This window comes from Mesorhizobium sp. B2-8-9, from assembly GCF_006439475.1.
Taxonomy (GTDB): domain Bacteria; phylum Pseudomonadota; class Alphaproteobacteria; order Rhizobiales; family Rhizobiaceae; genus Mesorhizobium.
In genome coordinates this window covers 157,600-184,201 of sequence record NZ_VFTQ01000008.1, presented here as the reverse complement: position 1 = coordinate 184,201, position 26,602 = coordinate 157,600, and the positions used below count along the sequence as shown (strand labels likewise).

Below are 26,602 nucleotides of genomic sequence, written 5' to 3'. Positions count from 1 at the left end.
TGTTCCTCACAAGCGTGGCACGGAGAGCGCGCCGTCGACATCGATGACCGATCCGGTCGAAAAGGCGAACTTTCCGGAGGCAAGCGCGGCCACGACAGTGCCGATATCGCCTGCCTCGCCCCAGCGTTTTGCCGGCACCAGCCCACCCTCGATCAGCGCGTCATATTTGGCGGAAACGCCAGCCGTCATATCGGTTCGGATGATGCCCGGCCGGACCTCGAACACGCCGATATTTTCGGGTGCGAGCCGCAGCGCCAGGTTCTTCACCCACATCGAAAGCCCGGCCTTGGAGATGCAGTAGTCGGCACGTTCCGGCGAAGCCATGGCGGCGCTCACCGAGGTGATGGTGATGATCGATCGGACGGCGTTTGCGGGTGCCGCAAGCATGACCTTGGCGACGGCCTGGCTGAGGAACACTGTACCGCGCAGGTTGATATCCAGAGCGCGGTCGAAATTCTCCGGCTTCAGCTCCAACAGATCGCCGCGCACGACGGCGCCGACGCCGGCATTGTTGACCAGGCAATCGATGCCGGCGAAGGCGTTGATTGCAGCACCAAGGAGCGCAGGGTGGCTTGCGAGGTCAGCGATGTCGCATTGGGCGTAAGCGAACTTCGCGCCGCGCGTATTGATGTTTTCGGCGAGTCCGGCTGCAGGCTTCTTCGCAAGATCGGCGATCAAAATGTCGAAGCCGGCATCCGCCAGCGCTTCGGCGCAAGCGAGGCCGATGCCACGCGCGCCGCCGGTGACAATGGCCGCGGGGCGGGTCATTGGAGACTGGCCTTTTGGATGCCAGCGCCGCCCCTCATCGCCCTACCGGGCACTTCTCCCCGTATAGTGACGGGGAGAAGGAAGCCTTTGTCGCCGGCTTCGCCAATCGCCAGAGCTGCAGAGTGGGTGCCGGCGTTGCGGCCAGCCTTCTTCTCCCCGTTTACGGGGAGAAGGTGCCGGCAGGCGGATGAGGGGCGGCGCCGGCCTATCATGAAGAAAGCTCCGTCCTGCGGAGATAGTCGGCAACCCGCAGCGCCTGCGCGGCGATCGACAGCGCCGGGTTGACGGCGGCCGATGTCGGCAGGAAGCCGCCGTCGACGACGAACAGGTTTGGATGGTCCCAGGCACGGCAGAAGGGGTCGAGCGGCGATGTTGCGGGGTCGTTGCCCATCTTCACGGTGCCGCATTGGTGCGACGGCGTGCGCTTGTCGAAGGGCCGCGACAGCACGATCGGATAGCCGCAGGCGCGAAGGTTCTCGCGCATGACCTTGGTCAGGCCATCCAGCGACTGCATGTTGGAGCGCCGCCACTGCATGATGATCTCCTTGCCATCGACCATGATGCGGCTTTCGGGATCGGGCAGGTCCTCGCACATCAGATACCAGTCGACGGCGTGGCCGGCCATGAAGTCGAGCACGAATTTCGGCATCCTCTTCACATTGGCCTTCAGCATGTTGCCGTCGATCTTGCCGAGCAGCTGCACATTGCCGAGCGGCTTGCCGCCCTTGCCGTCCGACAGATAATAGTCGTTGAGCATCAGCGTCTTCTGGTAGACGCTATCGTTGCGGCGGCGCGGGTCGATCGCCAGCATCGCGCTCGAATTGTGGTTCATGAAATTGCGCCCGACCTGGTCGGAGCCGTTGGCGAGGCCGTTGCCGGCAGCGGAGGGCGAGCGCAGCAGGATGGCGGCCGAATTGATCGCGCCGGCGGACAGGATGACGAGCTTCGGCGACAGCGTCTTGTGCGCGCCGTTCTGGGTATAGTGGATGGCGGCGATCGACCTGCCGTCCGGCGCGGTTTCGAGCCAGTCGACATGCGCGCCGGTTTCGAGCCGCATGTTCTTGTCGGTGAGCGCCGCCGTCAGCGGTCCGGTCTGGGCGTCGATCTTGCCCTGGCCGGTGTTGGGGAAGGCGTCCCAGCCCGTCTTGCCTTCTTTCAGCCAGGCCTCGATGTCGACGCCGAGCGGCAGCGAAGCGGGGTGCAGTCCAAGGCTCTTCAGTTCGGCGCGGGCGCGCGCGATCGGCGGCTCGTCCGGCACCGGCTTGAAGGCATAGGGGATCGAATGGAACGGCTCGGTCGGGTCTTCGCCCAGCGCGCCGCGAACCCGAAACAACTGCTCGGCCTTCGAATACCATGGCTCGAATTCGTCATAGGAAAACGGCCAGGCCGGCGAGACGCCGCCGAAATGCTCGAGCTCGGAAAAATCCTCCTTGCGATAACGGATCAGGACCGCGCCGAAGAACTTCGAATTGCCGCCGACATAGTAGTAGTTGCCCGGGTTGAAGGCAGCGCCGCCGGCCTCGCGCCACATCTCCTTCGGCCGGTAGTGCTCGTCGATGAAGATGGAGCGCGTCGAGCGCGCATGCGGCGTCGCGGGCAGCGGCTCGCCACGCTCCAGGATCAGGATCGAGGCGCCGCTGCCGGCCAAGCCGGAGGCGATCGTGGCGCCGCCGATGCCGGAGCCGATGATGACGATATCCGGGTTTGCCATAGCTTTTAAAGAATGCGCTTCTCGGTCGCCGGGTCGAAGAACACCGCCTTGCTGAGGTTGAAGGCCAAAGGCGTGCTGGTGCCGGGCTGGATATTCGCATCAGCTCTCAGCCGCGCCACCACGCCCTTGCCGCCCAGATTGGTGACGGCGAAAGTGTCCGAACCCGCCGGCTCGACCACTTCGATGTGACAGTCGGCGGTGGCGATATTGGAGCCATTGCGCTCGGCGCCTTCCGGGTCGGTCAGCGCTTCGGGGCGCACGCCGAAGATCACCGGCTTGTCCTTGAAGGCCGCAAGGCCGGTGGGCGCGCCGGGCATCGGCAGCACGATCGGCTGGCGCGCTTCGCGGTCCAGAACCACCGACAGCCCGCTGCCGTTAGCATCGATCTTGGCCGGGATCAGGTTCATCGCCGGTGAGCCCATGAAGTCGGCGACAAAGATGTTGGTCGGGTTGTTGTAGATTTCGGCCGGCGTGCCGAATTGCTGCACCTCGCCGTCGCGCATGACGGCGATCTTGGTCGCCAGCGTCATCGCCTCGATCTGGTCATGCGTGACGTAGACAATGGTCGTGCCGGTCGTGGCGTGCAGGCGCTTGATCTCGATGCGCATGTCGACGCGCAGCTTGGCGTCGAGATTGGAGAGCGGCTCGTCGAACAGGAAGAGCTTTGGGTCGCGCACCAGCGCCCGGCCCATGGCGACGCGCTGCCGCTGGCCGCCGGAAAGCTGGCTGGGCTTGCGGTTGAGGAGATGGCCGATCTGCAGGATCTTCGCCACCTTGTCGATCGCCGCCTGGCGTTCCGCCGCCGGCACGCCGCGCATCTCCATGCCGAAGGCGATGTTGCCGGCAACCGTCATATTCGGGTAGAGCGCATAGCTCTGGAACACCATGGCGATGTCGCGCTTCGAAGGATGCAGGTCGTTGATCGCGCGGCCGTCGACGCGGATCTCGCCCTCGGTGATCTGCTCCAGACCGGCAATGGTGTTGAGCAGCGTAGACTTGCCGCAGCCGGAAGGGCCGACGAGCACCAGGAAGCCGCCCTTTTCGAGCTCGACATCGATGCCCTTCAGGATCTCGACATTCCCGAAGCGCTTCTTCAGCCCATCAATTTCCAGAAAAGCCATGGTCGTTCCTTCCGAATGTGGTCAGCCCTTGACCGCGCCCGCCATCAGCCCGCGCACGAAATAGCGGCCGGCGACGACATAGACGATCAGGGTGGGGAGCGCGGCAATCATCGCCGCCGCCATGTTGACGTTGTATTCGACCACGCCGGTCGAGGTGTTGACGACATTGTTCAGCGCCACCGTCATCGGCATCACGTCGCCGGAGCCGGCATAGGCGGAGGCGAACAGGAAGTCGTTCCATATGTTGGTGAACTGGTAGATCACCGTCACAACGATGATCGGCAGCGAATTGGGCAGCATGATGCGCCGAAATATCTGGAAGAAGGACGCGCCGTCGACCTGTGCCGCCTTCACCAACTCGGTCGGAAAGGCCTCGTAATAATTGCGGAAGAACAGCGTTGTGAAGCCGAGGCCGTAGACCACATGGACGAAGACCAGGTTCACGGTGGAATTGCCGAGACCGAAGTTGAACCCGGTCGCGTTCTGCAGGGTGACGCCAAAGCGGCCGAGGCTGCCGAGGATCGTGGCCATCGGCAACAGCACCGACTGGAACGGGATAAAGCAGGCGAACAGCATCATGGCAAAAACCAGCGTATGGCCGCGGAAGCGCCATTTGGTCAGCACATAGCCGTTGAGCGCGCCGAGCAGCGTCGAGATCGCCACCGCCGGCACGACCATCTTGATGGAGTTCCAGAAATAGCCCTTCATGCCGACGCAGGTCAGGCCCGAGCAGACTTCGCTCCACGCCTTTATCCATGGCGCGAAGGTCGGCGCATGCGGCAGCGACAGCATGTTGCCGTTCTGGATCTCGTCCATGGTCTTGAACGAGGTGACCAGCATGACGAAGAGCGGCATCAGATAGAAGATCGCGAACAGCGCCAGCAGGCCGTAGATGACGATGCGGTTGAGCGTCCTGGCGCGGGCGCCGCTTGCGGCTTGGCTGGCGGGTGAAGCGACGGCGCTCATCGCGACTTCTCCCTGAGCTCGGAATAGAGATACGGAACGATGATGGCGGTGATGGTCATCAGCATGATCACCGCGCTTGCCGAGCCGACTGCCATTTCGTTGCGCTTGAAGGTGAACTCATACATGAAGTTGGACGGCAGCCAGGCTGAGCCGCCGGGCCCGCCGCTGGTCAGCGCCACGACAAGGTCATAGGACTTGATGGCCAGGTGCGCGAGCACGATGAAGGCCGATAGGAAGACGGGCCTGAGCAGCGGGATGACGATGCGGCGGTAGAGCTGGAAGGTGGACGCGCCGTCGATCTGCGCGGCCTTCATGATCTCGCCGTCGATGCCGCGCAGGCCGGCCAGGAACATCGCCATGACGAAGCCGGACGCCTGCCAGACGCCGGCGATCACCACCGTGTAGATGACGAAATCCTTGTTCTTGATCCAGTCGAAATGAAAGCTCGTCCAGCCCCACTGATGCAGCGTCTGTTCCAGCCCGAGGCCGGGATCGAGGAACCATTTCCAGGCGACGCCGGTGACGATGAAGGAGAGCGCCATCGGGTAGAGGTAGATCGGCCTGAGCACGCCTTCGCCGCGGATCTTCTGGTCGAGCAGGATGGCCAGGAACAGGCCGAGCGCCAGGCAGATCAGGATGTAGAGGAAGCCGAATATGCCCATATTGGTGATCGAGGTGTACCAGCTCGACGGCGGGTCGCTCTCGAAGGTCCAGCGCCACAGCCGCTGATAGGCGCGGGCTCCGGTGACGGCATAGGACGGGAATGTCTTGGAATTGGTGAAGGACAGATAGATCGTCCACAGGATGAAGCCATAGACGAAGACGATCGTCGCCGCGAAACTCGGCGCCAAAACGATCTTCGGCAACAGGTCCTGCAGCCGCGACCGGACCGACGCGCCAGGACGGGCGTCATGCTCTGGTGTCAGCTTGATCTGGGTTTCGGCGACTGTGCTCATAGGCTCGTCCAGTACCGGTTGGTCGGAAACCGCCCGGCGCGAAACGCGCCAGGGTCTTTCCCGCACCTTTTGTCGACGGAGAACCTCCCCCGCCGAAGCGGGGGAGATCCGAGTTCAAGCAACGGCTTACTTGGCGTCGTCAATCGCCTTGACCAGCTCGGTCACGGCTTCGTCGGAGGTCTTGATCTGACCATGGACGAACTTCGACACGACATCCTTGTAAGCGTTGGCGACGGCCGGCGGGGCGCCGTAGCCCTGCGCCAGCGAGCCGAACAACGTGCCGCCCTCATTGGCCTTCTTCAGGTCGGCGATGCCCTTCTTGCCGCAAGCATCGAAGTCGGTATCAGGCACGTCGGTGCGGGCCGGGACCGAACCCTTCACGACGTTGAAAGCCGACTGGAAGCTCTTCGACAAAGTGGCGGTGGCGAGTGCCACCTGAGCGGCCTTGCGGTCCTCCGGCACGTTGAACATGCCGAACATGTCGGAGTTGTAGATCACCGAGCCGTCGGTGCCCGGGAAGCGGTAGCACAGGAAGTCGGTGCCCGGGGTCTTGTTGGCGGCGTGGAACTCGCCCTTGGCCCAGTCGCCCATGACCTGGACCAGCGCATCGCCCTTGATGACCATGGCGGTGGCGAGGTTCCAGTCGCGGCCCGAGAAGTTCGGGTCGACATATTTGACGAGCTTGGCGAGGTTGTCGAACGACTTCTTCATCGTGTCGGACTTGAGCGACTCTTCGTCGAGGTCGTTCATCGCCTTCTTGTAGAATTCCGGTCCGCCGGTCGACAGCACGACGGAATCGAACATGGTCGCTTCCTGCCAGTTCTGGCCGCCGAGTGCCAGCGGGATGACGCCCGCGGCCTTGGCCTTGTCGAGCAACGCCACGAAGTCGTCGAAGGTCTTCGGCTCGGTGCCGCCGATCTTCTCCATCACCGCCTTGTTGATCCACAGCCAGTTGACCGAGTGGACGTTGACCGGGGCGGCGACCCATTTGCCGTCATAGACGGAGAACTTCTGCAGGGCGGCCGGAACCGACTTGTCCCAGCCTTCCTTCTTGGCGGTCTCGGTGAGGTCGCCCATGACGCCGGCGGCGGCATAGTCGAGCACGGTGTAGCCGAGCATCTGCGAGGCGGTCGGATAGTTGCCGGCCGCGACCATCGCCTTCAGCGCGGTCATGGCGGCATCGCCGCCGCCGCCGGCCACCGGCACGTCCTTCCAGGCATAGCCTTCCTTGGCCAGATCCTGCTTCAGCACGTTCAGAGCAGCCGCTTCGCCGCCCGACGTCCACCAATGCAGCATCTGCACTTCCTTGACGTCCGCGGCGTGCGCCGAGAACGCAAAGCTCGTCGCAAGAGCCGTTCCGATAAGCAGTTTGCGCAACATGTACTACCTCCCTTGTTGCATTCACAGAACCGGCGGGTGTCCGCCGGGGTCTCCCAACTCAGCCGACCCACCATCCGGTGCGCTGGCCGCGATGAAACTGGATAGTCTTTTCCTCGGTATAATCCTCGACAGCGCGTTTGCCGAGTTCGCGTCCCAGACCCGACTGCTTGTAGCCGCCGAAGGGCAGTTCGGGATAACCTTCCATGAACGTATTCACCCAAACCGTCCCCGAACGCACGCCGCGCGCCACCGACATGCACGTGTCGATACCGGCGCTCCACACCCCTGCAGACAGACCATAGGGCGTGTTGTTGGCAATGCGCAATGCCTCTTCAATCGTTTCAAAAGTGAGCACGGACAGCACTGGTCCGAACACTTCCTCGCGCGCGATCGCCATATCCTCCGTGACGTCACGGATGATGGTCGGATCGAGATATTGACCGGCGTTTGATGGAAGCCGCGCGCCACCGGCGAAAACGCTGCCGCCGTCGGTCTTCGCCGCTGTCACATAGCCGGCTACCTTTTCCATATGGTCGGCCGAGATCATCGCGCCGACCTTGGTGCGGTCGTCGAGCGGATCGCCGACGCGGACCTTCTGGGACAGCGCCTTGACCGCGTTGAGGAAGTCGTCGGCGATCGCCTCATGCACGATCAGGCGGCTGCCGGCATTGCAGCATTCGCCGGCGTTGAAGAAGCCGCCGAACACTGCGGCATCCGCAGCGGCCTCGAGGTCGGCGTCAGGGAAGACGATCTGGCCGTTCTTGCCGCCGAGTTCCATCGAAACCTTCTTCAAGGAATCGGAAGCGGCGGCCATGGTTGTCTTGCCGACACGGGTCGAGCCGGTGAAGGAGACCATCTCGACCAGCGGATGGGCGACCATCGGCGCGCCGACATCGGCGCCGTAGCCTGCGAGAATGTTGACGACGCCGGCCGGCAGCCCGGCCTCGAGCAGGATGTCGCCGAGCACGAAAGTGGAAGCGGACGTCATCTCGCTCGGCTTCACCACCGCCGTGCAGCCGGCGGCGAGCGCGAAAGGCAGCTTTTGGCTGACGATCAGGAAAGGGAAATTCCACGGCGTGATGATCGAGACGACGCCGATCGGCTCGCGCAGCACCACGCCCAGCATGGAGTCGCCCAGATTGGCATAGCTTTCGCCATGCAGCGTGCGGGCAAGCGAGGCGGCATAGCGCCAGATGTCGATCGCGCCGCCGATCTCTGCGCGCGCCTGGGCGATCGGCTTGCCGGATTCCAGCGCGTCGAGCCGCGCGATCTGCTCCAGCCGCGCCTCGATCAGGTCGGCAGCCTTCAGCAGAACCGCTGCGCGTTCCGATGCCTTCATGCGCGGCCACGGACCGGTCTCGAAAGCCTTGTGCGCGGCCTGCACCGCCGCCTCGACTTCCGCCGCGCCCGCTTGGGCATAACGGGACACGACGAAGCCGTGGCCTGGGCTGGCGCGCTCTATGCTGCGGCCGTCGCAGGAATCGACATGCCTGCCGTCGATCAGCAGCTTGTAGGCCTTCGGCGCCCCAGACGCCTCGGCCGGCATGGCAATGTTGAGGGGTGCGTTCATCGTCTCTTCTCTAGGATCTCGAAAAGGCCGGCTTCTGCTTGGCCTTGAAAGCGCCGATGCCGGCTTTAAGGTCGGCGGTGAGCGCGATGAAGCCGCTGGCCAGCGCCTCGGTCGCGGCTGCGTTTTCCTCGCCCTCGGCGATGCCGATCATCAGCTTGGCGGCCTCCGTCGCCAGCGGACCGCGCTCGGCGATCTTTTCGGCCCAGGCTTTGGCTTCGTCGAAAGCCTTGCCTGTTTCGACCAGTCGGTCGACGACACCGTGCGCGAGCGCGTCGGATGCCAGGAAAATCTCGCCGCCGATCGCCATCCGGCGCACGATCTGTGCGCCGAAGCGGAGTACCGCGCGCTGCGTGCCCGACCAACCGGGAACGACGCCGATCGAGGTTTCGGGGAAGCCGAGCTTGACCTGCATTTCGGCGACGCGGAAATCGCAGGCCGCCGCCAGTTCCAGCCCACCGCCCAGCGCATGACCGGAGAGCACGGCGATGGTCGGCTGCCTGAGCCGCGCCAGCCGATCGAAGACGCGGTGGCCGTAGCGCACCCATTGCACCTGGAAGTCGGCGGCGCTCATGGCACCCCAGGCCTCGACGTCGCCGCCGGCGCAGAAGCCCTTGCCTTCGCCGCGGATGAGCACGGCGCGAACGCCCTCGGCCAGTTCCGCTTTGTCGAGCGCCGCTTCGAGCGCACGCAGCATCGGGATGTCGAGCGCGTTGAACTTTTCCGGCCGGCGCAGCGTGACGATGCCTATGGCGTCGTCCCGCTCGAAGGTGACAAGCTCAGCCATGCGCGCCTCCGAGCGAAGCGCCGCCATTGAGCGACAGGCCGATCGGCCGGTCCCGATAAAGCGCCGCAGGCGTGACCTTGAGGTCGTTCGCCACAGCGAGCGGGATCTCGGCCTGCGCCAGCACATCGCGTTCGAGGTCGATGCCGGGCGCCAGTTCCGTCACCATCAGCCCGTCCGGCGTCAGCTTCATCACGCAGCGCTCGGTGACATAGGTGATGTCCTGCCCCTGGGTGACCGCCCGCTTGCCGGAGAAGGAGATGTGCTCGACCTCCGCGACCACCTTCTTCACCTTGCCTTCCTGGTCGATGCGGATCGCGCCTCCAGCCAGCGACAGCTTGGCGCCGGCATTGAAGAAGCCGGAAAAGACGATCTTCTTCGCGCGCGCGGTGATGTCGACGAAGCCGCCGGCGCCGGCGGTCACATGCGGCCGCGCCGAGAGCTTCGAGACGTTGACCGAGCCGTGGCGGTCGATCTGCAGGAAGGACAGCAGCGAGGCGTCGAAGCCGCCGGCCTGGAAATAGATGAACTGGTGCGGCGAGGGCATGATCGCCTCGGCGTTGGAGGCACAGCCGAACTTGAAGTCGAGCAGCGGCACGCCGCCGACCGCGCCCTGCTCGATCACCCAGGTGACCTTGCCGTGCTGGCCTTCCTCGAGAAGGATGCGCGGCACATTGGCCGAGATGCCGAAGCCGATGTTGACGGCCATGCCGTCGCGCAATTCCATGGCGACGCGCCGCGCGATGACCTTCTGGATGTTCATCTCCGGCGTGCGGAAGGTCGACAGCGGCCGGAAGATCTCGCCCGAGATCGCCGGGTCGTAAGGCGTCTGCGTCGTCTGCAACTGGTCGGGCGCCACGACGATATGGTCGACCAGCACGCCGGGCACCCGCACATCGTGCGGCTTCAGGGTGCCGTTCTCGACGACGCGCTTGACCTGCGCAATGACGATGCCGCCATTGTTGCGGGCGGCCAGCGCCTGCTCCAGCCCGCCGAGATAGGCGCCCTCATGCTCGTAGGTGAGGTTGCCGCGCTCGTCGGCCGTCGTGGCGCGGATGATCGAGACGTTGGGCACGATGGCGCGGAAATAGAGCCATTCCTCGCCGTCGAACTGCTCAACCGAGACGATCGGCTCGCTGGCCGCGGCGTTCATGGCGCAACCCTGGTGGCGCGGATCGGCAAATGTGTCGAGGCCGACCTTGGTCAGCACGCCGGGACGTTTGGCGGCGGCCTCGCGATGCATGTCGAACAGGATGCCGGATGGCACGTTGTAGGCGGCGATCGAATTGTCGCCGATCATCTTCCAGATCTCCGGCGGCTCGGCTGAGGAGGGGCCGGACGGATAGGAGCCGCAGAGCGTGCGCTTGAGCAGGCCCGGCTTGGCGAGATGGTCGATGCCCTTGATGCCGTACATGTCGCCGGCGGCGATCGGATGCAGCGTGGTGATCGCCTGCGGATGGCCTTCCGCGTCGAAACGCTCGCCGATCGCGGTAAGCACGGCGTCGGGGCAGCCGAGCCCGCTCGACGACGACACCGACACGACCATGCCGTCCTTGATCAGGCTGGCGGCATAAGCCGCCGAGACGAGCTTGCTCACGCGATGCCCCCAAGTTGCGGGTCGATAGCGACGGCCTTGCCGGTGTTCGACGATTGCAGTGCTGCTTCGGCCGACGCCAGCGACCAGACGCCGTCCTCGCCGGTGGCGGCTGGCTGGCCTTCGCCGCGGATCGCGGCATGGAAGTGGCGCAGCGAGCGGGTGTAGAGATCCTCGCGGTCGAAGCTCAGCTCTTCTTCTCCGCTCGCCCTGCGCAGATGCACCGAGCCGACCGGCTTCTGCGTCATCACATTGGCGGCGATCAGCGAGCCTTCCGAGCCATGCACCTCGAAGCCGGTGCCAGCGAATTTCGTGGTGAAGCCCTCATGCGACTGCGCGATGATGCCGGACTTGAAGCGCCAGATGCACATAGCGCCATCCTCCAGTCCGCCGCCGGCCATGCCGGCGGCTTGCGTGAAGGCCGAAATCTCGACGGGGTCGTCGTCCAGCACGAAGCGCAGCGTGTCGGCATCATGCACGGTGATATCGAGCACAACGCCGCCGCCGGCCTCGGGCTTGGTTATGCGCCAACCCTGCAGGTTTTCCGGCAGATAGACGGAATGAAAGACGCGCGCCGCGATCGGCTTGCCGATGCGGCCGGCGGCGATTGCCTCCCGCATGGCGCGGTGGGCGCCGGCATTGCGCAAATGGTGGTTGGTGCCGAAGACGATGCCGGCAGCTTTCGCGGCGACAACCATCTCACGCGCATCGGCGCTGGTCAGCGCCAGCGGCTTCTCGCACAGCACATGCTTGCCGGCCTTGATCGCGGCAAGCCCCTGCTCGAGGTGCAATTCGTTGGTGGTCGAGATGTAGACGGCGTCGATGTCCGAGTTGAGCAGCGCGTCGAGAGACGAGACGGCACGTGCGATGCCGTTTTCCCTCGCATAGGTCTCGGCCCGTTCCGGGCTGGAGCTCATCACGGCGGCGACCTCGCCGTCGGCCTGCGCGCGGATGGCATCGATCATGAACTGTCTGGCGATCGTGCTGGCGCCGATCAGTCCCCATCGCACGCTCACGCCGCGTCTCCCACTTGGCTGTTGCGGTCCGGGCCGCTGCTTTCCCGCACGACCAGGCTGACGGCACCGATATGGTTCTCGGCGCGCGTGGTGCGCGACTGGATCATCTTCAGCATGACGTGCGCCGCGCGCTCGCCGAGGCCCGCGGTGTCGACGGCGACGCTGGTCAGCGCCGGGCTGTAGTGCTCGGCCTCGGCGACGTCGTCGAAGCCGACCACGGCAAAGTCTGCGCCCGCCTCGAGACCGCGTTTGCGCAATGCCAGCATGACGCCGAAGGCTACCGCATCGTTGAAGCATAGCGCCGCGGTCGGTGGCTGCGGCACGGCAAGGGCCGTCTCCAGGCAGGCCATGCCGCCCTTGCGGCTGGTCTCGCCCTCGACGATCAGCCGGTCGGAAGCTGGGATGCCGAGCGTTTCGCAGGCTTCAAGGAAGCCGCCCAGGCGCTCCTGATAGACAACGAGATCGGATGAACCGCCGAAGAAGGCCAGGCGGCGATGGCCCCTGCGGATCAGGTGTTCGGCGGCAAGCACCGCGCCGCGATGATTGTCCGGCGCGATCACCGGAATGCGGCTGTCCGGCAGCCTGCGCATGGTGAAGACGATCGGGACGCCGGCCGTCTCTATCCGGCGGAAGGTGCCGGGCGTGGTGCCGCGCGCCGGCGAGACGATCAGGCCGGCGATGCCCTGTTCCATCAGCGACTTCAGCACCTCTTCCTGACGCACCGGGTTTTCCGCCGTGTTGGCGATGAAGGGGACGACGCCCGCCGCCTGGAAGACGCGCTCCATGCCGACCGCCAACTCGGCGAAAAAGGGGTTGGTGAGATCGTTGATCACCATGCCGATGACATTGGAATGGGCCTTGCGCAGATTGGCGGCGCCGCGGTTGTAGACATAGCCGACATCCTCGATCGCCTTGCGCACCCTGGTCGCGGTTTCAGGCCGGATCAACCCGCTGCCCTGCAGCACGAGCGACACCGTCGATTTGGACACGCCGGCCTCGCGGGCGATGTCCAGGATCGTCGCCTTGGCCCGGCTGGCCATCCTCGTCATGTCCTCCAAGTTTCGAGAAGATCTATTGGAACGTTCTAATCATCGATCCAAATCCGAGTCAATCACGATTCCGCTGAGATTCGAAAAATTGATTGGAGCGGTTCAAAACCTCAATGAATGTAAGGGCTATTCCAAAGGAGACGCAATGTCTTCCGGCTTGGATGCCGTGAATCATAAAGGTTCTTGATTTATTGGAACGTTCCATTTATAGCGACCGCACGGGAGAGTTCCATGGACATCACCTTGCCTGCGGCAAACGGCGACCGCGTCAGCTACCGGCTTGTCGGCAAACCGGTCGAACCGATCGAGGGCGCACGCTTTTCGCGCATCGCCTATGCCGCCGCCCATGTCGTTGCCGATCCCATCGCCATGACCGATCCGTGGTCGCGGCCGGCGGTCGACTGGGACAGGACAATGGCGTTCCGTCATCATCTGTGGCGGCTCGGCTTTCGCATCGCCGAAGCCATGGACACGTCTCAGCGCGGGATGGGTTTCGACTGGCCGAGCGCGAAGGAACTGATCCGCCGCTCGATCGCGGAAGCCAAAACGGTGCCGGGCGCCGACCTCGCGTCGGGGGCGGGGACCGATCACCTGGCGCCGGCGGCGGCCAAGACGCTCGACGACGTCATCGGCGCCTACGAACAGCAATTCGCCTTCATCGAAGGCGGGGGCGGCAAGGCGATCATGATGGCGAGCCGCGCGCTGGCGGCGGTGGCAAAGGGGCCGGACGATTATGCCCGCGTCTATGACCGCATGCTGTCCCAGGCATCGGGCAAGGTCATCCTGCACTGGCTGGGCGACATGTTCGATCCGGCGCTCAAGGGCTATTGGGGCAGCAACGATTTCGATACCGCGCTCGACACGGTCGTCGCCATCATCGAGCGGCATGCGGGCAAGGTCGAAGGCATCAAGATATCGCTGCTCGACGCGGAGAAGGAGGTCTTTCTGCGCAACCGGCTGCCCGACGGGGTGGTGATGTTCACCGGCGACGATTTCAACTATCCCGAACTGATCGCCGGCGACGGCAGGAGACACTCGCACGCGCTGCTCGGCATCTTCGACGCCATCGCGCCGGTGGCAAATGCCGCGCTGGCGAAGCTGGCGGAAGGTGACAAGGCCGGCTATGACGCGCTGATGGCGCCGACCGTGCCGCTGTCGCGAAAAATCTTCGAGGCGCCGACCGAATACTACAAGGCCGGCATTGTCTTCATGGCCTGGCTGAACGGGCATCAGGACCACTTCACGATGGTGGGCGGCATGCAATCGGCGCGCGGCATATGCCACTACGCGGATGTCTTCCGGCTCTCCGACCAGGCCGGGCTGCTGGCCGACCCCGATCTTGCCATCGCCAGGATGAAGACCCTGCTGGCGGTCGCGGGCGTTTAAGCCGGTCCCCGTGCGGGGATTTGCGTTTCGGCGATAAATCGTATTCGCTTGCCGAAAAATAGGCGCGGGCGCACATGGCAATGGCGGAGAAAGTCGCCCCGGCAGACAAGGTCGCCCTGGCAGACAGGGTCGCGCTTGTCACCGGGGTTACCGGGCAGGACGGGGCTTATCTGGCTGAGCTGCTGCTCGGCAAGGGCTATGTGGTCCACGGCGTCAAACGCCGGTCGTCTTCCTTCAACACCGAGCGCGTCGACGACATCTATGTCGATCCGCATGAGGACGGGGCGCGCTTCTTTCTGCATCATGGCGATCTGACCGACGCGACCAATCTGATCCGCCTTGTGCAGGAGACGAAGCCCAGCGAGATCTATAATCTCGGCGCGCAAAGCCATGTCCAGGTGAGCTTCGAGACGCCGGAATACACTGCCAATGCCGATGCGCTGGGGACGCTCAGGCTTCTCGAAGCGATCCGCATTCTCGGCCTCGAGAAATCGGTGCGCTTCTACCAGGCCTCGACCTCGGAGCTCTATGGCGATGCGGTCGAAGCTCCGCAGAACGAGAGCACGCCGTTCCGGCCGCGCTCGCCCTATGCGGCAGCCAAGCTTTATGCTTACTGGATCACGGTCAATTACCGCCAGGCCTATGGCATGTTCGCCGCCAACGGCATCCTGTTCAATCACGAGAGCCCGACGCGTGGCGAAACCTTCGTCACCCGCAAGATCACGCGCGCCGTTGCCGCGATCCATCACGGCCTGCAGGACACGCTCTATCTCGGCAATATCGACGCACGTCGCGACTGGGGCCATGCGCGCGACTATGTCGAGGGCATGTGGCGCATCCTGCAGCATGACGAGCCGGACGATTTCGTGCTCGCGACCGGCGAGGCACATTCGGTGCGCGAATTCGTGGAACTCGCCTTCGCCGAGGCCGGACACCGCATTCGCTGGCAGGGCAGCGGCGCCGATGAAGTCGGCATCGACGCAGCCACTGGCGCCGCGCTTGTGCGGATCGATCCGCGCTACTTCCGGCCGACCGAAGTGGATACGCTGGTCGGCGACTCCGCCAAGGCAAGAAAGGTTTTGGGCTGGTCGCACACCATCGGCTTCAAGGACCTGGTGGCGGAAATGGTTCGGGCCGACCTGGTGCGCACCGCCGGCGCTGCTTGGCGCAACGGCAGTTCAACCTAGGACCTGCGCTTATGGACAAGAGTTTTGATCTCAAAGGAAAGCGCATTTTCATTGCCGGCCACCGCGGCATGGTCGGCTCGGCCCTGGTGCGCCGCCTGGCTGGCGAGGATTGCGAGATCGTGACCGTGGCGCGCAGCGAGCTCGACCTTCTCGACCAGGCCGGCGTGCGCCGCTGGATGGAGGCCCGGCGGCCGGACGCCGTGATCATGGCGGCCGCCAAGGTCGGCGGCATCCTGGCCAATGACAGCTTCCCGGTGGATTTCCTTTACGAAAACCTCGTCGTGCAGACCAATGTCGTCGAGGCCGCCTTTCGCAGCGGGGTGCAGAAGCTCCTGTTCCTGGGCTCGTCCTGCATCTATCCGAAGCTTGCGCCGCAGCCGATCCCGGAAGACGCGCTGCTCACCGGCCCGCTCGAACCCACAAACGAATGGTACGCCGTCGCCAAGATCGCCGGGTTGAAACTTTGCCAGGCCTACCGGCGGCAACATGGCGTCGACTACATCTCGGCCATGCCGACAAATCTCTACGGTCCGGGCGACAATTTCGACCTCGACAGCAGTCATGTCGTGCCTGCGCTGATGCGCAAGGCGCATATGGCGAAGCTAACCGGTCAAAAGACCCTGCAGGTGTGGGGTTCGGGCCGGCCGATGCGAGAATTCCTGCATGTCGACGACGCCGCCGACGCCTTTGTCTGGCTTTTGAAGACTTATTCCGGCGACGGCCACGTCAATGTCGGTAGCGGTGAGGACATCACCATCGCGGAGCTTGCCGGCACCGTCGTATCGGTCGTCGGCGCCGGCGCCGAGATCGCGTTCGATCCGACGAAGCCGGACGGGATGCCGCGCAAGCTGATGGACGTCTCGCGCCTGTTCAAGACCGGCTGGAGGCCGGCCTATTCGCTTCGAGATGGATTGGAACAGACCTATGCCTGGTTCCTCGACCATGTCGAGAAAGGCGATATCCGTCTTGGCACTGCATGATTCTCAATCGAAACTCATCGCGGCGACCAGGGAGGACGGCTTGGGCGGCCGGCTTCTGGCTATGGTCAACGCCAAGGCGCTTGCCGACACGCTCGGCTATCGCTTCGGCTTTGCCTGGAAGCCGATCCATGATGACAAATTTCACTCGGTCGAGAAAGTCGACAAGATATTCTCCGCCGATTTCATCGAGAAGCACTGGCTGGGGGAGACGGTCGAATCATTGGGTTTCGATGTTCTCGGAGAGGTAGCCTTTAGCCGTGCCAGTCTCGATGCCGCGGCGGCACGGCGAAGGTTCCGCGGCTGGATCTGCAACGAGTTTGAGATACTGGATCATTTTCACGGCGGACCCCAACTCGTCCAACGATCGGAGACATTGCGAGGTTTCGGTTTTTCCAAGACCGTGAATCAGGCGCTCGACGCCGCCGACAGGTGCCTGTTTCCGGGGCCGATCGCCGCTTTGCATCTTCGCAGCGGCGACATCGTGCGCGGCAAGTATCGCTTCATGCTGCATTTCAGCGACAAGGTAGTGGCCTCGACCTTGGTCAAGGCTGTCGCGTCGGAGCTTTCGTCAAAAGGCCTGACAACTCTTCTGATCGGTCAGGATCGTGAAACGCTCGAATATCTGCGGTCGGAAACGGGAGCCTTGCTGGGCGACGATCTGGGATCGGCGGAATTCGCAGATGAGACGCTCAAGGCATTCTTCGAGATGAGGCTGATGGCGCGGTGCCAGAAAATCTATGCAGGCGGCAGCGTCTATGCGTCCGTCGCATCGACGATGGGCGATGTCGGTCTCGTCCATCCGAAAACCTTGTTCGACGGTTCGAGAGCCGCGGAAATGATTCTGGCCGAACTCAGCCGACATCAGGGCGATTACCACCCGCTCGAGGCGGCCTTCGGCTATCAAACCGCGTTTCTCGATCTCGAGGATCAAATCAATCCCGCGCGAGCAAGAGACATCCTGGAAAAGGCTCACGCGCTGGATCCGCACAACGACGTCTATCCGCTCAAAATCGCGGCGGCCTTTTTTCGCGAACGCGACTATCGGTCCGGCGAAGCCGTTTTGAAGGCGCTCATGACAAGACAGTTCGAAGCCTCTCCCGCAATGCCGTTGCGCGCGATTGGCGTGCTGGTCTGCCGAACATGGCGCGGTGATGTCATGTCGAAGGATTTCGAGTCCTTCTTCGCGGCGGCCGCAGAGGGGCATCCCTACGCCGCGGCGTGTTCGGCGCATATTCTCCATGCAACATTCGGGAAGGTGAAGCCGGCTCTGCGGATGATTGCGAAGTCGCTGGAGGCGGAACCGGCCAATGCCTTGTTCAAGAGAATCAAACGGCACATACGGCCATTGACGACGCCTCAGTCCGGTCCTCTGGCGAAGGCGCGGCTGCGACTCTGGAAGGCGGGGATCCGAATATAGGGGACGGGCTCGCCGTCTTAGGCGAAAAGGCTTGTGCTCGGTCGAAGAGGTCTCGGGTAGTCGCTAATCGCAGTGCAGCCAGACAGTCAGCCGCAGGGTCTGTGCTCGCCAGATATCTAAGTTATTGGAAGGATGGTGGGCGTGACAAGGATTGAACTTGTGACCCCTGCAATGTCAATGCAGTGCTCTCCCGCTGAGCTACACGCCCATCCGAAGCCGCGCATACACCACTTTTGATCCGGCGCGTCAATAGCGGGAATGTGGAAAGACGGCTTCCGTTTGTCGCATCGGCGCGGCGCATCGTCGATGCCTGCCGAACTGGCTCAGGCCGCCTGCAGCATCTTCTCGACCTCATTGACGAGATCGCGCAGGTGGAAGGGCTTCGACAGCACCTTGGCGTCCTTGGGCGCCTTGGAATCCGGATTGAGCGCGACTGCGGCAAAGCCTGTGATGAACATCACCTTGAGGTCCGGATCGATCTCGGTGGCGCGGCGGGCAAGCTCGATCCCGTCCATCTCCGGCATGACGATGTCGGTCAGGAGCAGCGAAAAAGGCTCTTCGCGCAGCCGCTCATAGGCGCTGGCGCCATTGTCGAAATCGCTTACCTGGTAGCCGGCGCGTTCCAGCGCCTTGACGAGGAAGCGGCGCATATCGTCGTCGTCTTCCGCCAGCAGAATGCGTGCCATCATATCCCGTCCGAATCACCCGCCCCAAGCCTGCCGCCGGGCAAGGCTGTTAACCATGCTGTATATGAGGATGTGTCGGTAAACATCAAGTGAATGAAGGGCGTCCCGCATCCGGTTCAAGCTGCGGTTTCGTCGCCCGAAATGCTGGACATGCCGCACGCAAGGTGGCAAGTTTTACGTCATGATGCAGTGTTGTTTCCTGGTTCGTGCAAATTGAAAACGGCAGCCGAGGATTTTTCGGTCGTCCCACCCTTCGAAATCCGATCGGGCGCCGAGCAGCGCGTCCCTTTCCTGTTCAACTCACCGCATAGTGGCCGCCACTATCCGGAGCGCTTCCTGGCCATGGCGCGGCTTGACCGCAACGCCATCCGCCGGTCGGAGGACTGCTATGTCGAGGAGCTTTTCGGCGGCGCCGTGCCGCTCGGCGCGCCACTGCTGGCGGCCAATTTTCCGCGCGCCTATCTCGATGTCAACCGCGAGCCGTGGGAACTCGATCCGCGCATGTTCGCGGAGCCGGTCCCGTCCTTCTGCAACATTCGTTCGGCGCGTGTCGCCGGCGGGCTGGGCACGGTGCCGAAGCTTGTCGGCGAAGGCCTCGATATCTATCCCGGCCGCCTGCCACTGGCCGAGGCGGTGGCGCGCATCGAAGCAGTGTACAAGCCTTATCACGAGACGCTGAAGCGGCTCCTGACCAGAACGCATGCCAGGTTCGGCTATGCCGTGCTGATCGACTGCCACTCGATGCCGGCCAGTATACGCGTCGGCGACAACGGTGTGCGGCCCGACTTCATCATCGGCGATCGGTTCGGAATTTCGGCCTCGCCGGCGCTCACCGAGATGGCCATCGGCCTGCTTGTCCGCATGGGCTACACCGTCGCGCATAACAAGCCCTATGCGGGAGGGTTCATCACCGAACATTATGGCAGGCCGGCGCGGCATCTGCATGCGTTGCAGATCGAGGTCAATCGCGGGCTTTACATGGACGAGCGGACGTTCCAGAAATCGGCCGGCTTCGACGCCTTGGCCTGCGACCTGACCCGCTTCTCGGCCGACCTGATGTCGATGCCCGACCACCATTTCGTCGATTTGCCGCTTGCGGCGGAATGACGGCGCGGTTGGCGCGCCGAGTTCTTGTATAAGCAATTCCGGACGGAAAACCGCTTCACACTTTCCCGGAATTGCCTGAAAAAAAGACCGCATCGTTTTCACGACACGGTCGAAGTCTAGGGAGGAAACGCCCAAGGAGGGCATGGACAGGAAAACCTGTCCGATGACAAAATTATTGTGCGCCGCACAAATGTCAATCGACAGCGGGCTTTTTTAATTCAATATGATGTGGAAATTCCGCTTCGGCGGCTCACATGTGACATTCGGGCAACAGAAAACGGGCGTCTGACCGGTCTTCAGCGCGCCTGTTCCGCGAGAAACAGGCAGCCGGCAACGGCCGCGATGGGGGAGAGCGACTTGGATATCAGCACCGATTTCATGCGGCGCATCGCGCATGCCGCCGCCGCCGAAACCCTGCCGCGCTTCCGCAGCCAGGGGGCGGTCACCAACAAGCTTACGGGAAGCTTCGATCCGGTAACCGAGGCCGATCGCGAAGCCGAGCGCGCGATCCGGACGCTGATTTCGTCCGAATATCCCGAGCACGGCATCCTCGGCGAGGAGCATGGCAGCCAGAATCTCGCCAGCCGACATGTCTGGGTGATCGACCCGATCGACGGCACCCGCGCCTTCATTTCCGGCATCCCAGTGTGGGGAACGCTGGTCGGGCTGACCGTCGACGGCGAGGCGGTCGCCGGCATGATGTCGCAACCCTTCACCTGTGAGCTGTTCTACGCCAACGCTTCCGGGTCGCATTATGAAGGACCGGGCGGCCCGCGCCGGCTCGCGACCCGCAAGACGACCGAACTCGCGCAAGCGACGCTGTTCACGACTACGCCGGCATTGTTCCAGGGCGATGCGCGCAAGCGCTATGACCAGTTCGAGACAAAGGTGCAGCTCGCCCGCTACGGCACCGATTGCTACGCCTTCGCCATGCTGGCGGCCGGCAGCATCGACATCGTCGCCGACCCGGGCCTGAAGCCTTACGACATCGTCGCACTGATCCCGATCATCGAGAAGGCCGGCGGCGTCATCACCACTTTCGAAGGCGGGCCGGCGGAGAAGGGCGGCGACATACTGGCGGCCGCGACGCCCGAGCTTCACGCGGCAGCGATGGCGGCGCTGCGCGGCTGAGCACCAGGCGGGCCCAAGAGACCGTTTCATGCAAAGCCGGCGCAGACTGCGGCGCGCTCTAGCTCTCGGTTGACGAAGGGTCTGCAAGGCGCAAGCCCCACAGAATGAGCGCGAAAGCAATGAGGCCGGTTGGCGCCGACGAATATCCGATGCCTTTGATCGCCGTCTCCTGAAAGGCGCTGCCGTGGAAGGCTCCGGCCGCCAGGGGCATCGTCTCGTTGCCGGCACCCCAGACGCTCGCCATCACGTAGGCGGCCAGAATGGCAAGAGCCGAATAGATCAGAAGCCAGAACGCAACCCGCGATGCGGCGGCGCTGAGATTGAGCCTTTCCCAAAGGAGACCCAGCGCCAGCAGGAGAACGGCCTCCAGGCCGCTGAGCGTATGCGCCGACAGCCCCAGGCGCGGTGCGGCGAGGTACGGGATTGCAAATCCTTCGAACGACGAAAACAGCAGCAGGGCGACGCCGATTTGCAACAGGCGATGTCCCTGACGTGACAGCGATACGTTCATGTCCGTTCCTCCTCCCGGCAGTGTCGGCTGGCGATGGCGCCCGGAAGGTATCTAGCGCTCCGTGCCTTGGCGGAAACGAGGTGTCGCTCCCGCGCGGGCGCGCCTTCCAGTCAGCCGTTTGTGCCCGCGTTTGCCGCAGGATTGGGAATGACTATGCAGCTGACAACGCCGGCAACGCTGGCAGCTTTCAGCCGAGATTTGGCGGACGGAGCGCCGAGGTCGCGAACCCATTGGCCATGAAGCTCGTGTGCCGGCCGTAACGCGCCGCCAGCGGCGGCCCCCCACGACCGGGCGTCAAGTGGCATCGCCGGTGCCGGGAATGAAGGCGTCGAAAGCGGCCAGGAGCTGCTCGCGATATATGTCCTTCTCCTGCAGGATTTCGTGCTGAGCGCCGTCGATCATCAACAGCGAGCCGACGCGCAGTTTCCTGGCATAGGCCTCCACCGCCTTGGTCGAGACCACCCGGTCGGCGCCGGCGGCGACGATCAGCATCGGCACCTTCACCCTTGCCATGAAATCCGGATCGCTGACGGCTTTCGCGGCCGCGGCGGCGGCCCTCAGCCAGCGGATGGTCGGACCGCCGAGCGCGAGCTGCGGCCAGGCCTCGTAGATACCGACATTGCGCCGGTAGCGCGCAGCATCCGAGGTCACCTTGTTCACCTCGAAAGCGGGCGGCACTTTCGGGCGCGGACCGAGCGCGGCATAGAGCCGGCCGAGACCCAGCGCGCAGAAAACCGTGCAGACGCGCCGGACCGTGGCGATCGAGACCGGCAGGTCCGGCACCTCGAGAAAAGGAGCCAGCAGCACCATGCGTCGCACCCGGTTGACCATCGACGGCGAGGCAAGCAGCGCAATCACCGCGCCCGTGGAGTGCGCGAGGATGTAATAGGGGCCGCGGCAGTCGGGCAGCACGATTTCTTCGAAGAATTGCTCGAGATCGCGCGTATAGTCACGGAAGCTGCGGACATAGCCGCGCTGGCGGTCACGCAGCAGGCGGCTGGAATCGCCCTGGCCGCGCCAGTCGAGGATGGCGACGCCGAAGCCGCGATCGGCGAGATCGCGGATGGTCTCGAAATATTTCTCGATGCATTCGTTGCGCCCGGTCAGCAGAACCACCGAGCCCTGCAGCGGGCGGCTGACAGCGGCAAAGACGCCATAGCGGATCTTCTTGCCGTCGCGTGTGGTGAAGAAGCCGCCCGCGGCATTCTGCGGCGCGGGATTGTCCTCGGTCAGATGGAAAAGATCCGTCATGCGGCGTCGTTGCTTGTTCTTTGCCCGGACGGGCGAGGCGTCGGCATGGTGATAGACGGCCAGGCGGCAAAAGCAAAGGCGTTGCGAGTATTTACGCGGTTGCCGCGCATGACCCCGAAAATCGGAATCGATTTCGGAAAGGATCATGCGCGAAATCAAAAGTGCTACTGCGTCCTTAGCGCGTCCAGAGGGCGCGCGGCGCTGCAGTGCGGGGAAGGCCGGAAGTGCCTGCGGTGCACTTCCGGCCTCTGTCGATCCGGGAGGAAGGGACGTTGCACCCGGTTCGGCCTCGTCGCGGCGCAGGGAAGGGGGCGCCGCTTGTCTCTCTGTCTTGACGCAATTCCAGACGGAAAACCGCTTCACACTTTTCCTGGAATTGCTCGAACTTGACCGAAGCCTAATGCCGCATGACTGAACGGATGCCGAAGCCGTGGTTCATCCACCGTTCATGAACGTGGCTGCATTGCGACCAAGGAAAACCTTGAAATGGCTTTTTGAGCTTCCCAAATGAATGCTGTGGCCGCCGATGTCGGGGCCGCTGGCCTATCCGGAACGCCTTTCGAGGGTTTCGCACCGGGTCATACGCAAACCATGTTGCTCAAAAGGAGAACACTCATGCGTCACGTCGATTTTTCCCCGCTTTATCGTTCGACCGTCGGCTTCGACCGGCTGTTCACCATGCTCGATTCGCTCGGCCAGCCCGAGACCGCGCAGACCTATCCGCCCTATAATATCGAGCGCACGGGCGAGAACGCCTATCGCATCTCGATGGCCGTTGCCGGCTTCTCGGAAGACGAGATTTCGATCGAAGCCCACCGCAACGTGCTGACCGTCAAGGGCGAGCGCAAGGAAGAGAACAACAGCGAGGGTTCCGAGCTGCTTTACCGCGGCATCGCCTCGCGGTCCTTCGAGCGCCGCTTCCAGCTCGCCGACCACGTCGAAGTGGAAGGCGCCACGCTGAAGAACGGCCTGCTCTTCGTCGACCTCAAGCGCAACATTCCCGAGGAGCTGAAGCCGCGCAAGATCGCGATCACCTCGTCCGCGGACAAGGCCAAGCAGATCGAAACCAAGGCCGCCGCGTAACCCGCGGGGCCCGTAGTAGACAACGTCTCCCTCCCGAGACGAAAGCGGCGCCGCGAGGCGCCGCTTTTTATTGTGCCACCGGCAACGCGCGGTTCTGGCTCTTTTGAAGCATGCAGCGGCGGATCATGAAGGGCGATGTCCGATTTTTCCCTGCTGCTGACACTCACCGTTGCAATCACTTTCCTGCTTGCCGGTATCGTCAAGGGCGTCACCGGCATGGGCCTGCCGACGCTGGCCATGGGATTGCTTGGCACAATCATGCCGCCGGTGATCGCGGCGTCGCTGCTGATCGTGCCGTCCTTCGTCACCAATGTCTGGCAGCTTTTCGCCGGCCCGAGTTTTTCGGCGGTCCTGCGCCGGCTTTGGCTGATGATGGCGGGCATTCTGATCGGCACGATCATCGGCGCACGGCTGCTCGCCAGCGACAATGTCAAATGGACGACCGCCGGCCTCGGCGCGGCATTGATCGTCTATGCCGCCTATAGTCTGCTCGCGCGGCAGCCTGTCGTTCCCGAGAAAAGCGAGCGCTGGTTTTCGCCGGCCGTGGGCTTCCTCACCGGCGTCGTCACGGGCGGCACTGGCGTCTTCGTAGTGCCTGCCGTGCCTTACATCCAGGCGCTGGGGTTGAGCCGGGACGATCTGATCCAGGCGCTCGGTCTTTCCTTCACGATGTCGACGATCACCCTGGCGCTGGGCCTTGCCTCGCATGGCGTCTTCGAGGCGGGACATCTGGCGATGTCCTCGCTTGCCGTGCTGCCGGCCCTGCTCGGCATGTGGCTGGGGCAAATCCTGCGCCGGAAGATCAGCCCGGCAACTTTTCGCCGTTGGTTCCTGATTTTTCTGGTCCTGCTCGGCGTCGAGTTGTTGCTGCGGCCCTTTGTGGCCTAGCTGCAGGGGCCTACTTATTATTTGCCGCAAGAACGGCTTCGACATTCCGCCGGTGAACGGCTTCATATGGCGCGAAATACTCGGTCGCCGTGGTGGCGAAAATCTCGGCGCCGAAGGTCCGCAGATCCTGCTTGGCCAGGTCGGGGTCTTGCCGGCAGGCAAGCAGCTTTTGGACGTAAGTCTCGGTGGCGTCGATGAAGCTTCTGTCATAGCCGCCGGCTTCGATCGCCTCAAAGGAACCGTGGTTGGGCAGAATTCGATCGAACTGCCAGCTGGACATGCGCCCAAGGTCGACCAGATGCTCGCTCAGGCGCTCCGGCTCCGACACATAGGTGACGGAGTCTTCCAGCGTGTCGCCTGCCAAAAGCAGGCCGGCGTCGGGCATCAGCAGCACCGTGCCGTCATGGCTGTGGATCTCGACCTGGCGCAGTTCGATGGGGACCGCCCCGACCGTCAGGCTGAGGCTGTTGTCGAAAACTCTGTTGGGCAGCACGAGCGGCTTGATCGGCGGATTACCGCCCTCGATGTCGGCCCGGCCGCGTTCGAGCGCCAAGGCGGTGAGGCGGTTGGCGATGATCTCGCAATCCTCAAACACCTCGTTGCCGGCGATATGATCGTCATGCCAGTGGCTGAGCACGACGCGCATCGAGGTTACGCCCATCTCCTCAAGGGTTTTCCGGATGAAGCGGGCATGGGGCAGGGATATGTGCGTGTCATAGACAAGCGCCTGCGAGCCGTCGACGATCGCATGGGTGCAGATGCCAAGCGTGTAAGCGCCGTCGTCAAGCCAGTTCGGCTCGTGCGACCAGATGCGAACGCCTTCGATGCGGCCGTCATAGAAGCCCAGCACGTTCGGCGCCGGACGAACCAGCCGCATCGTCGAGCCGAGAGGCGGCTTGGTCATCTGGCTGCTCCCGAGTGCCGCAAGCTCAGCCAAGCAACTGGCCGAGACGGTCGATCTCTTGCGTCGTGGTGGCGAAGCTGGCGACGAAGCGGTAGATCGCTTCATTGTCGCCGAGGTGGCCATCGAACCCCTGCGGCACGCCCCACTCGTAGAATTTGGCGCCAGCCGCTTGCAGCTTTTCCGCGGTGGCCCGACCGAGGATGGCAAACACTTCGTTGGCCTGCGGCAGCCAGGCGAGCTTGCCGGCCGGCGCATCCTCGATAGTCTCGGCCAGATGCGCGGCCATCGCATTGGCGTGGCCTGCCATCCTCAACCACAGATCGTCGGTGAAATAGGCCTCGAACTGGGCCGAGATGAAGCGGGCCTTGGAAAAAGTCTGTCCGGCGCGCTGGCGCAGCAGGCGCAGATCCTTGCCGACATCCGGATTGAGAACCACGACCGCATCGGCCATCCAGCAGCCATTCTTGGTGCCGCCGAAGGATATAAGATCGACGCCGCTCTTCCAGGTCATTTCGGCCGGGCTGACGCCGGTCGCTGCAATCGCATTGGCGAAGCGCGCGCCGTCCATGTGCAGCGGCAGCTTGTGGCGGCGGCTGACCTCGGCGATCGCCTTGACATCGTCGACGCTGTAGACCGTGCCGACCTCGGTCGCCTGGGTCACGGTGACCGCCATCGGCTGGCCGGCGGGGGCCAGGTCCTGCGAATATCGCTTGATGGTCCGGTCGAGGGCCTCCGGGGTCATGCGCCCCAGCGGTCCCGCCACCGGCGCCATGCGCGCGCCGCCGGTGTAGAAACCCATCGCGCCGAACTCGTCGACATTCATATGCGCTTCGAAATGGCAAAGCGCGATGCCGCCGATGCGGTTCAACGCAGCCATCGAAAGCGCGTTGGCCGCCGTGCCGGTCGCGACGAAGAAGACCTGCACCTCACGCTCGAAGATCTCGTTGAAGCGACGATAGACGGCGCGGTCAAGATCGCCGTCGCCATAGGCGGTCGCGATGCCTGCGGCGTGGCGCGACAGGTTGGCCGAAATGTCGGGATGGACGCCCGCCCAGTTGTCGGATGCAAAGAACATCGAGAAATCCGTATCGTGATCGGCGAAAGTGGCGGGACTTGACCGCTTCGGCAGTCGAAGCGCAAGGGCCAATCGTCGGCGAAG

24 protein-coding genes and 1 tRNA gene are annotated in these 26,602 nt (G+C 63.6%); 8 read left to right on the top strand and 17 right to left on the bottom strand.

Going from position 1 to position 26,602, the window contains the following annotated elements:
* Positions 1–6 precede the first annotated feature (6 nt).
* From FJ423_RS12885 to FJ423_RS12830, 11 genes are all read right to left on the bottom strand, one after another.
* A complete protein-coding gene (locus FJ423_RS12885) occupies positions 7–768 on the bottom strand; it encodes a 3-ketoacyl-ACP reductase (RefSeq protein WP_140842187.1) in 762 nt (253 codons plus the stop codon).
* Positions 769–976: 208 nt separating this feature from the next.
* Positions 977–2,479 (bottom strand): GMC family oxidoreductase, encoded by a 1,503-nt coding sequence (locus FJ423_RS12875; RefSeq protein ID WP_140842185.1) that lies wholly within the window; start codon positions 2,477–2,479, stop codon positions 977–979.
* Positions 2,480–2,484: 5 nt separating this feature from the next.
* Entirely contained in the window at positions 2,485–3,600 is a 1,116-nt protein-coding gene (locus FJ423_RS12870) for an ABC transporter ATP-binding protein (protein ID WP_095766306.1), read from the bottom strand.
* Between the two features lie 21 nt (positions 3,601–3,621).
* Positions 3,622–4,566, bottom strand: a complete 945-nt coding sequence (locus FJ423_RS12865; RefSeq protein WP_140842183.1) for a carbohydrate ABC transporter permease — start codon at positions 4,564–4,566, stop codon at positions 3,622–3,624.
* A complete protein-coding gene (locus tag FJ423_RS12860) occupies positions 4,563–5,522 on the bottom strand; it encodes a sugar ABC transporter permease (RefSeq protein ID WP_140842181.1) in 960 nt (319 codons plus the stop codon). The genes FJ423_RS12865 and FJ423_RS12860 overlap by 4 nt, the downstream gene beginning before the upstream one ends.
* A gap of 126 nt (positions 5,523–5,648) precedes the next feature.
* On the bottom strand, positions 5,649–6,902 hold the full coding sequence (locus tag FJ423_RS12855) for an ABC transporter substrate-binding protein (RefSeq protein WP_095766309.1): 1,254 nt from the start codon (positions 6,900–6,902) through the stop codon (positions 5,649–5,651).
* A 58-nt stretch (positions 6,903–6,960) separates the two neighbouring features.
* Positions 6,961–8,472 (bottom strand): aldehyde dehydrogenase family protein, encoded by a 1,512-nt coding sequence (locus tag FJ423_RS12850; RefSeq protein ID WP_140842179.1) that lies wholly within the window; start codon positions 8,470–8,472, stop codon positions 6,961–6,963.
* A gap of 10 nt (positions 8,473–8,482) precedes the next feature.
* The gene (locus FJ423_RS12845) at positions 8,483–9,256 is read right to left on the bottom strand and encodes an enoyl-CoA hydratase/isomerase family protein (RefSeq protein WP_140842177.1); all 774 of its coding nucleotides are present in this window, start codon (positions 9,254–9,256) and stop codon (positions 8,483–8,485) included.
* Positions 9,249–10,850 (bottom strand): acyl CoA:acetate/3-ketoacid CoA transferase, encoded by a 1,602-nt coding sequence (locus FJ423_RS12840; protein ID WP_140842175.1) that lies wholly within the window; start codon positions 10,848–10,850, stop codon positions 9,249–9,251. Before FJ423_RS12840 ends, FJ423_RS12845 begins: the two co-directional genes overlap by 8 nt.
* Positions 10,847–11,863 (bottom strand): Gfo/Idh/MocA family oxidoreductase, encoded by a 1,017-nt coding sequence (locus tag FJ423_RS12835; protein WP_140842173.1) that lies wholly within the window; start codon positions 11,861–11,863, stop codon positions 10,847–10,849. Before FJ423_RS12835 ends, FJ423_RS12840 begins: the two co-directional genes overlap by 4 nt.
* A complete protein-coding gene (locus tag FJ423_RS12830; RefSeq protein ID WP_140842171.1) occupies positions 11,860–12,903 on the bottom strand; it encodes a LacI family DNA-binding transcriptional regulator in 1,044 nt (347 codons plus the stop codon). Before FJ423_RS12830 ends, FJ423_RS12835 begins: the two co-directional genes overlap by 4 nt.
* Before the next feature lie 240 nt (positions 12,904–13,143).
* On the opposite strand from FJ423_RS12830, the gene FJ423_RS12825 reads away from it, so the two are divergent.
* From FJ423_RS12825 to FJ423_RS12810, 4 genes are all read left to right on the top strand, one after another.
* Complete coding sequence (locus tag FJ423_RS12825; RefSeq protein ID WP_140842169.1) at positions 13,144–14,298, top strand: dihydrodipicolinate synthase family protein; 1,155 nt, start codon at positions 13,144–13,146, stop codon at positions 14,296–14,298.
* 80 nt (positions 14,299–14,378) lie between these two features.
* Complete coding sequence (gmd, locus tag FJ423_RS12820; protein ID WP_140842167.1) at positions 14,379–15,485, top strand: GDP-mannose 4,6-dehydratase; 1,107 nt, start codon at positions 14,379–14,381, stop codon at positions 15,483–15,485.
* Between the two features lie 11 nt (positions 15,486–15,496).
* A complete protein-coding gene (locus tag FJ423_RS12815; protein WP_140842164.1) occupies positions 15,497–16,465 on the top strand; it encodes a GDP-L-fucose synthase in 969 nt (322 codons plus the stop codon).
* A complete protein-coding gene (locus FJ423_RS12810) occupies positions 16,452–17,882 on the top strand; it encodes a hypothetical protein (protein WP_246680154.1) in 1,431 nt (476 codons plus the stop codon). Before FJ423_RS12815 ends, FJ423_RS12810 begins: the two co-directional genes overlap by 14 nt.
* A gap of 133 nt (positions 17,883–18,015) precedes the next feature.
* Here the strand turns inward: FJ423_RS12810 and FJ423_RS12805 are convergent.
* A tRNA-Val gene (locus FJ423_RS12805) sits at positions 18,016–18,090 on the bottom strand.
* A 115-nt stretch (positions 18,091–18,205) separates the two neighbouring features.
* Positions 18,206–18,568 (bottom strand): response regulator, encoded by a 363-nt coding sequence (locus FJ423_RS12800; RefSeq protein ID WP_006199474.1) that lies wholly within the window; start codon positions 18,566–18,568, stop codon positions 18,206–18,208.
* A 150-nt stretch (positions 18,569–18,718) separates the two neighbouring features.
* Here FJ423_RS12800 and FJ423_RS12795 point away from each other — a divergent pair, with 150 nt between their 5' ends.
* Positions 18,719–19,675, top strand: coding sequence for an N-formylglutamate amidohydrolase (locus FJ423_RS12795; RefSeq protein WP_095766700.1), 957 nt, complete (start codon positions 18,719–18,721; stop codon positions 19,673–19,675).
* A gap of 357 nt (positions 19,676–20,032) precedes the next feature.
* Entirely contained in the window at positions 20,033–20,806 is a 774-nt protein-coding gene (gene hisN, locus FJ423_RS12790; protein ID WP_140842162.1) for a histidinol-phosphatase, read from the top strand.
* A gap of 58 nt (positions 20,807–20,864) precedes the next feature.
* On the opposite strand, the gene FJ423_RS12785 is transcribed toward hisN, so the two are convergent.
* Both FJ423_RS12785 and FJ423_RS12780 read right to left on the bottom strand, forming a co-directional pair.
* Positions 20,865–21,317 (bottom strand): hypothetical protein, encoded by a 453-nt coding sequence (locus FJ423_RS12785; protein ID WP_140842160.1) that lies wholly within the window; start codon positions 21,315–21,317, stop codon positions 20,865–20,867.
* Between the two features lie 294 nt (positions 21,318–21,611).
* Complete coding sequence (locus FJ423_RS12780; protein ID WP_140842158.1) at positions 21,612–22,568, bottom strand: alpha/beta hydrolase; 957 nt, start codon at positions 22,566–22,568, stop codon at positions 21,612–21,614.
* 615 nt (positions 22,569–23,183) lie between these two features.
* Here FJ423_RS12780 and FJ423_RS12775 point away from each other — a divergent pair.
* Together FJ423_RS12775 and FJ423_RS12770 are read left to right on the top strand one after the other, a co-directional pair.
* A complete protein-coding gene (locus FJ423_RS12775; protein WP_095766320.1) occupies positions 23,184–23,651 on the top strand; it encodes an Hsp20 family protein in 468 nt (155 codons plus the stop codon).
* 135 nt (positions 23,652–23,786) lie between these two features.
* Positions 23,787–24,539, top strand: coding sequence for a sulfite exporter TauE/SafE family protein (locus FJ423_RS12770; protein WP_140842156.1), 753 nt, complete (start codon positions 23,787–23,789; stop codon positions 24,537–24,539).
* A gap of 10 nt (positions 24,540–24,549) precedes the next feature.
* On the opposite strand, the gene FJ423_RS12765 is transcribed toward FJ423_RS12770, so the two are convergent.
* Both FJ423_RS12765 and FJ423_RS12760 read right to left on the bottom strand, forming a co-directional pair.
* Positions 24,550–25,443 (bottom strand): MBL fold metallo-hydrolase, encoded by an 894-nt coding sequence (locus tag FJ423_RS12765; RefSeq protein WP_140842154.1) that lies wholly within the window; start codon positions 25,441–25,443, stop codon positions 24,550–24,552.
* Between the two features lie 25 nt (positions 25,444–25,468).
* Entirely contained in the window at positions 25,469–26,518 is a 1,050-nt protein-coding gene (locus FJ423_RS12760; protein WP_140842152.1) for a low specificity L-threonine aldolase, read from the bottom strand.
* Positions 26,519–26,602 lie beyond the last annotated feature (84 nt).

Bases quoted from the DNA above. Each gene is read 5' to 3' on its own strand.
- FJ423_RS12875 (WP_140842185.1), bottom strand. From the start codon at position 2,479: ATGGCAAACCCGGATATCGTCATCATCGGCTCCGGCATCGGCGGCGCC.
- FJ423_RS12775 (WP_095766320.1), top strand. From the start codon at position 23,184: ATGCGTCACGTCGATTTTTCCCCGCTTTATCGTTCGACCGTCGGCTTC.
- FJ423_RS12855 (WP_095766309.1), bottom strand. From the start codon at position 6,902: ATGTTGCGCAAACTGCTTATCGGAACGGCTCTTGCGACGAGCTTTGCG.
- FJ423_RS12800 (WP_006199474.1), bottom strand. From the start codon at position 18,568: ATGGCACGCATTCTGCTGGCGGAAGACGACGACGATATGCGCCGCTTC.
- FJ423_RS12830 (WP_140842171.1), bottom strand. From the start codon at position 12,903: ATGGCCAGCCGGGCCAAGGCGACGATCCTGGACATCGCCCGCGAGGCC.
- FJ423_RS12850 (WP_140842179.1), bottom strand. From the start codon at position 8,472: ATGAACGCACCCCTCAACATTGCCATGCCGGCCGAGGCGTCTGGGGCG.
- FJ423_RS12760 (WP_140842152.1), bottom strand. From the start codon at position 26,518: ATGTTCTTTGCATCCGACAACTGGGCGGGCGTCCATCCCGACATTTCG.
- FJ423_RS12765 (WP_140842154.1), bottom strand. From the start codon at position 25,443: ATGACCAAGCCGCCTCTCGGCTCGACGATGCGGCTGGTTCGTCCGGCG.
- FJ423_RS12860 (WP_140842181.1), bottom strand. From the start codon at position 5,522: ATGAGCACAGTCGCCGAAACCCAGATCAAGCTGACACCAGAGCATGAC.
- FJ423_RS12845 (WP_140842177.1), bottom strand. From the start codon at position 9,256: ATGGCTGAGCTTGTCACCTTCGAGCGGGACGACGCCATAGGCATCGTC.
- FJ423_RS12770 (WP_140842156.1), top strand. From the start codon at position 23,787: ATGTCCGATTTTTCCCTGCTGCTGACACTCACCGTTGCAATCACTTTC.
- FJ423_RS12780 (WP_140842158.1), bottom strand. From the start codon at position 22,568: ATGACGGATCTTTTCCATCTGACCGAGGACAATCCCGCGCCGCAGAAT.
- FJ423_RS12785 (WP_140842160.1), bottom strand. From the start codon at position 21,317: ATGAACGTATCGCTGTCACGTCAGGGACATCGCCTGTTGCAAATCGGC.
- gmd (WP_140842167.1), top strand. From the start codon at position 14,379: ATGGCGGAGAAAGTCGCCCCGGCAGACAAGGTCGCCCTGGCAGACAGG.
- FJ423_RS12795 (WP_095766700.1), top strand. From the start codon at position 18,719: ATGCCGCACGCAAGGTGGCAAGTTTTACGTCATGATGCAGTGTTGTTT.
- FJ423_RS12815 (WP_140842164.1), top strand. From the start codon at position 15,497: ATGGACAAGAGTTTTGATCTCAAAGGAAAGCGCATTTTCATTGCCGGC.
- FJ423_RS12865 (WP_140842183.1), bottom strand. From the start codon at position 4,566: ATGAGCGCCGTCGCTTCACCCGCCAGCCAAGCCGCAAGCGGCGCCCGC.
- FJ423_RS12885 (WP_140842187.1), bottom strand. From the start codon at position 768: ATGACCCGCCCCGCGGCCATTGTCACCGGCGGCGCGCGTGGCATCGGC.
- FJ423_RS12870 (WP_095766306.1), bottom strand. From the start codon at position 3,600: ATGGCTTTTCTGGAAATTGATGGGCTGAAGAAGCGCTTCGGGAATGTC.
- FJ423_RS12825 (WP_140842169.1), top strand. From the start codon at position 13,144: ATGGACATCACCTTGCCTGCGGCAAACGGCGACCGCGTCAGCTACCGG.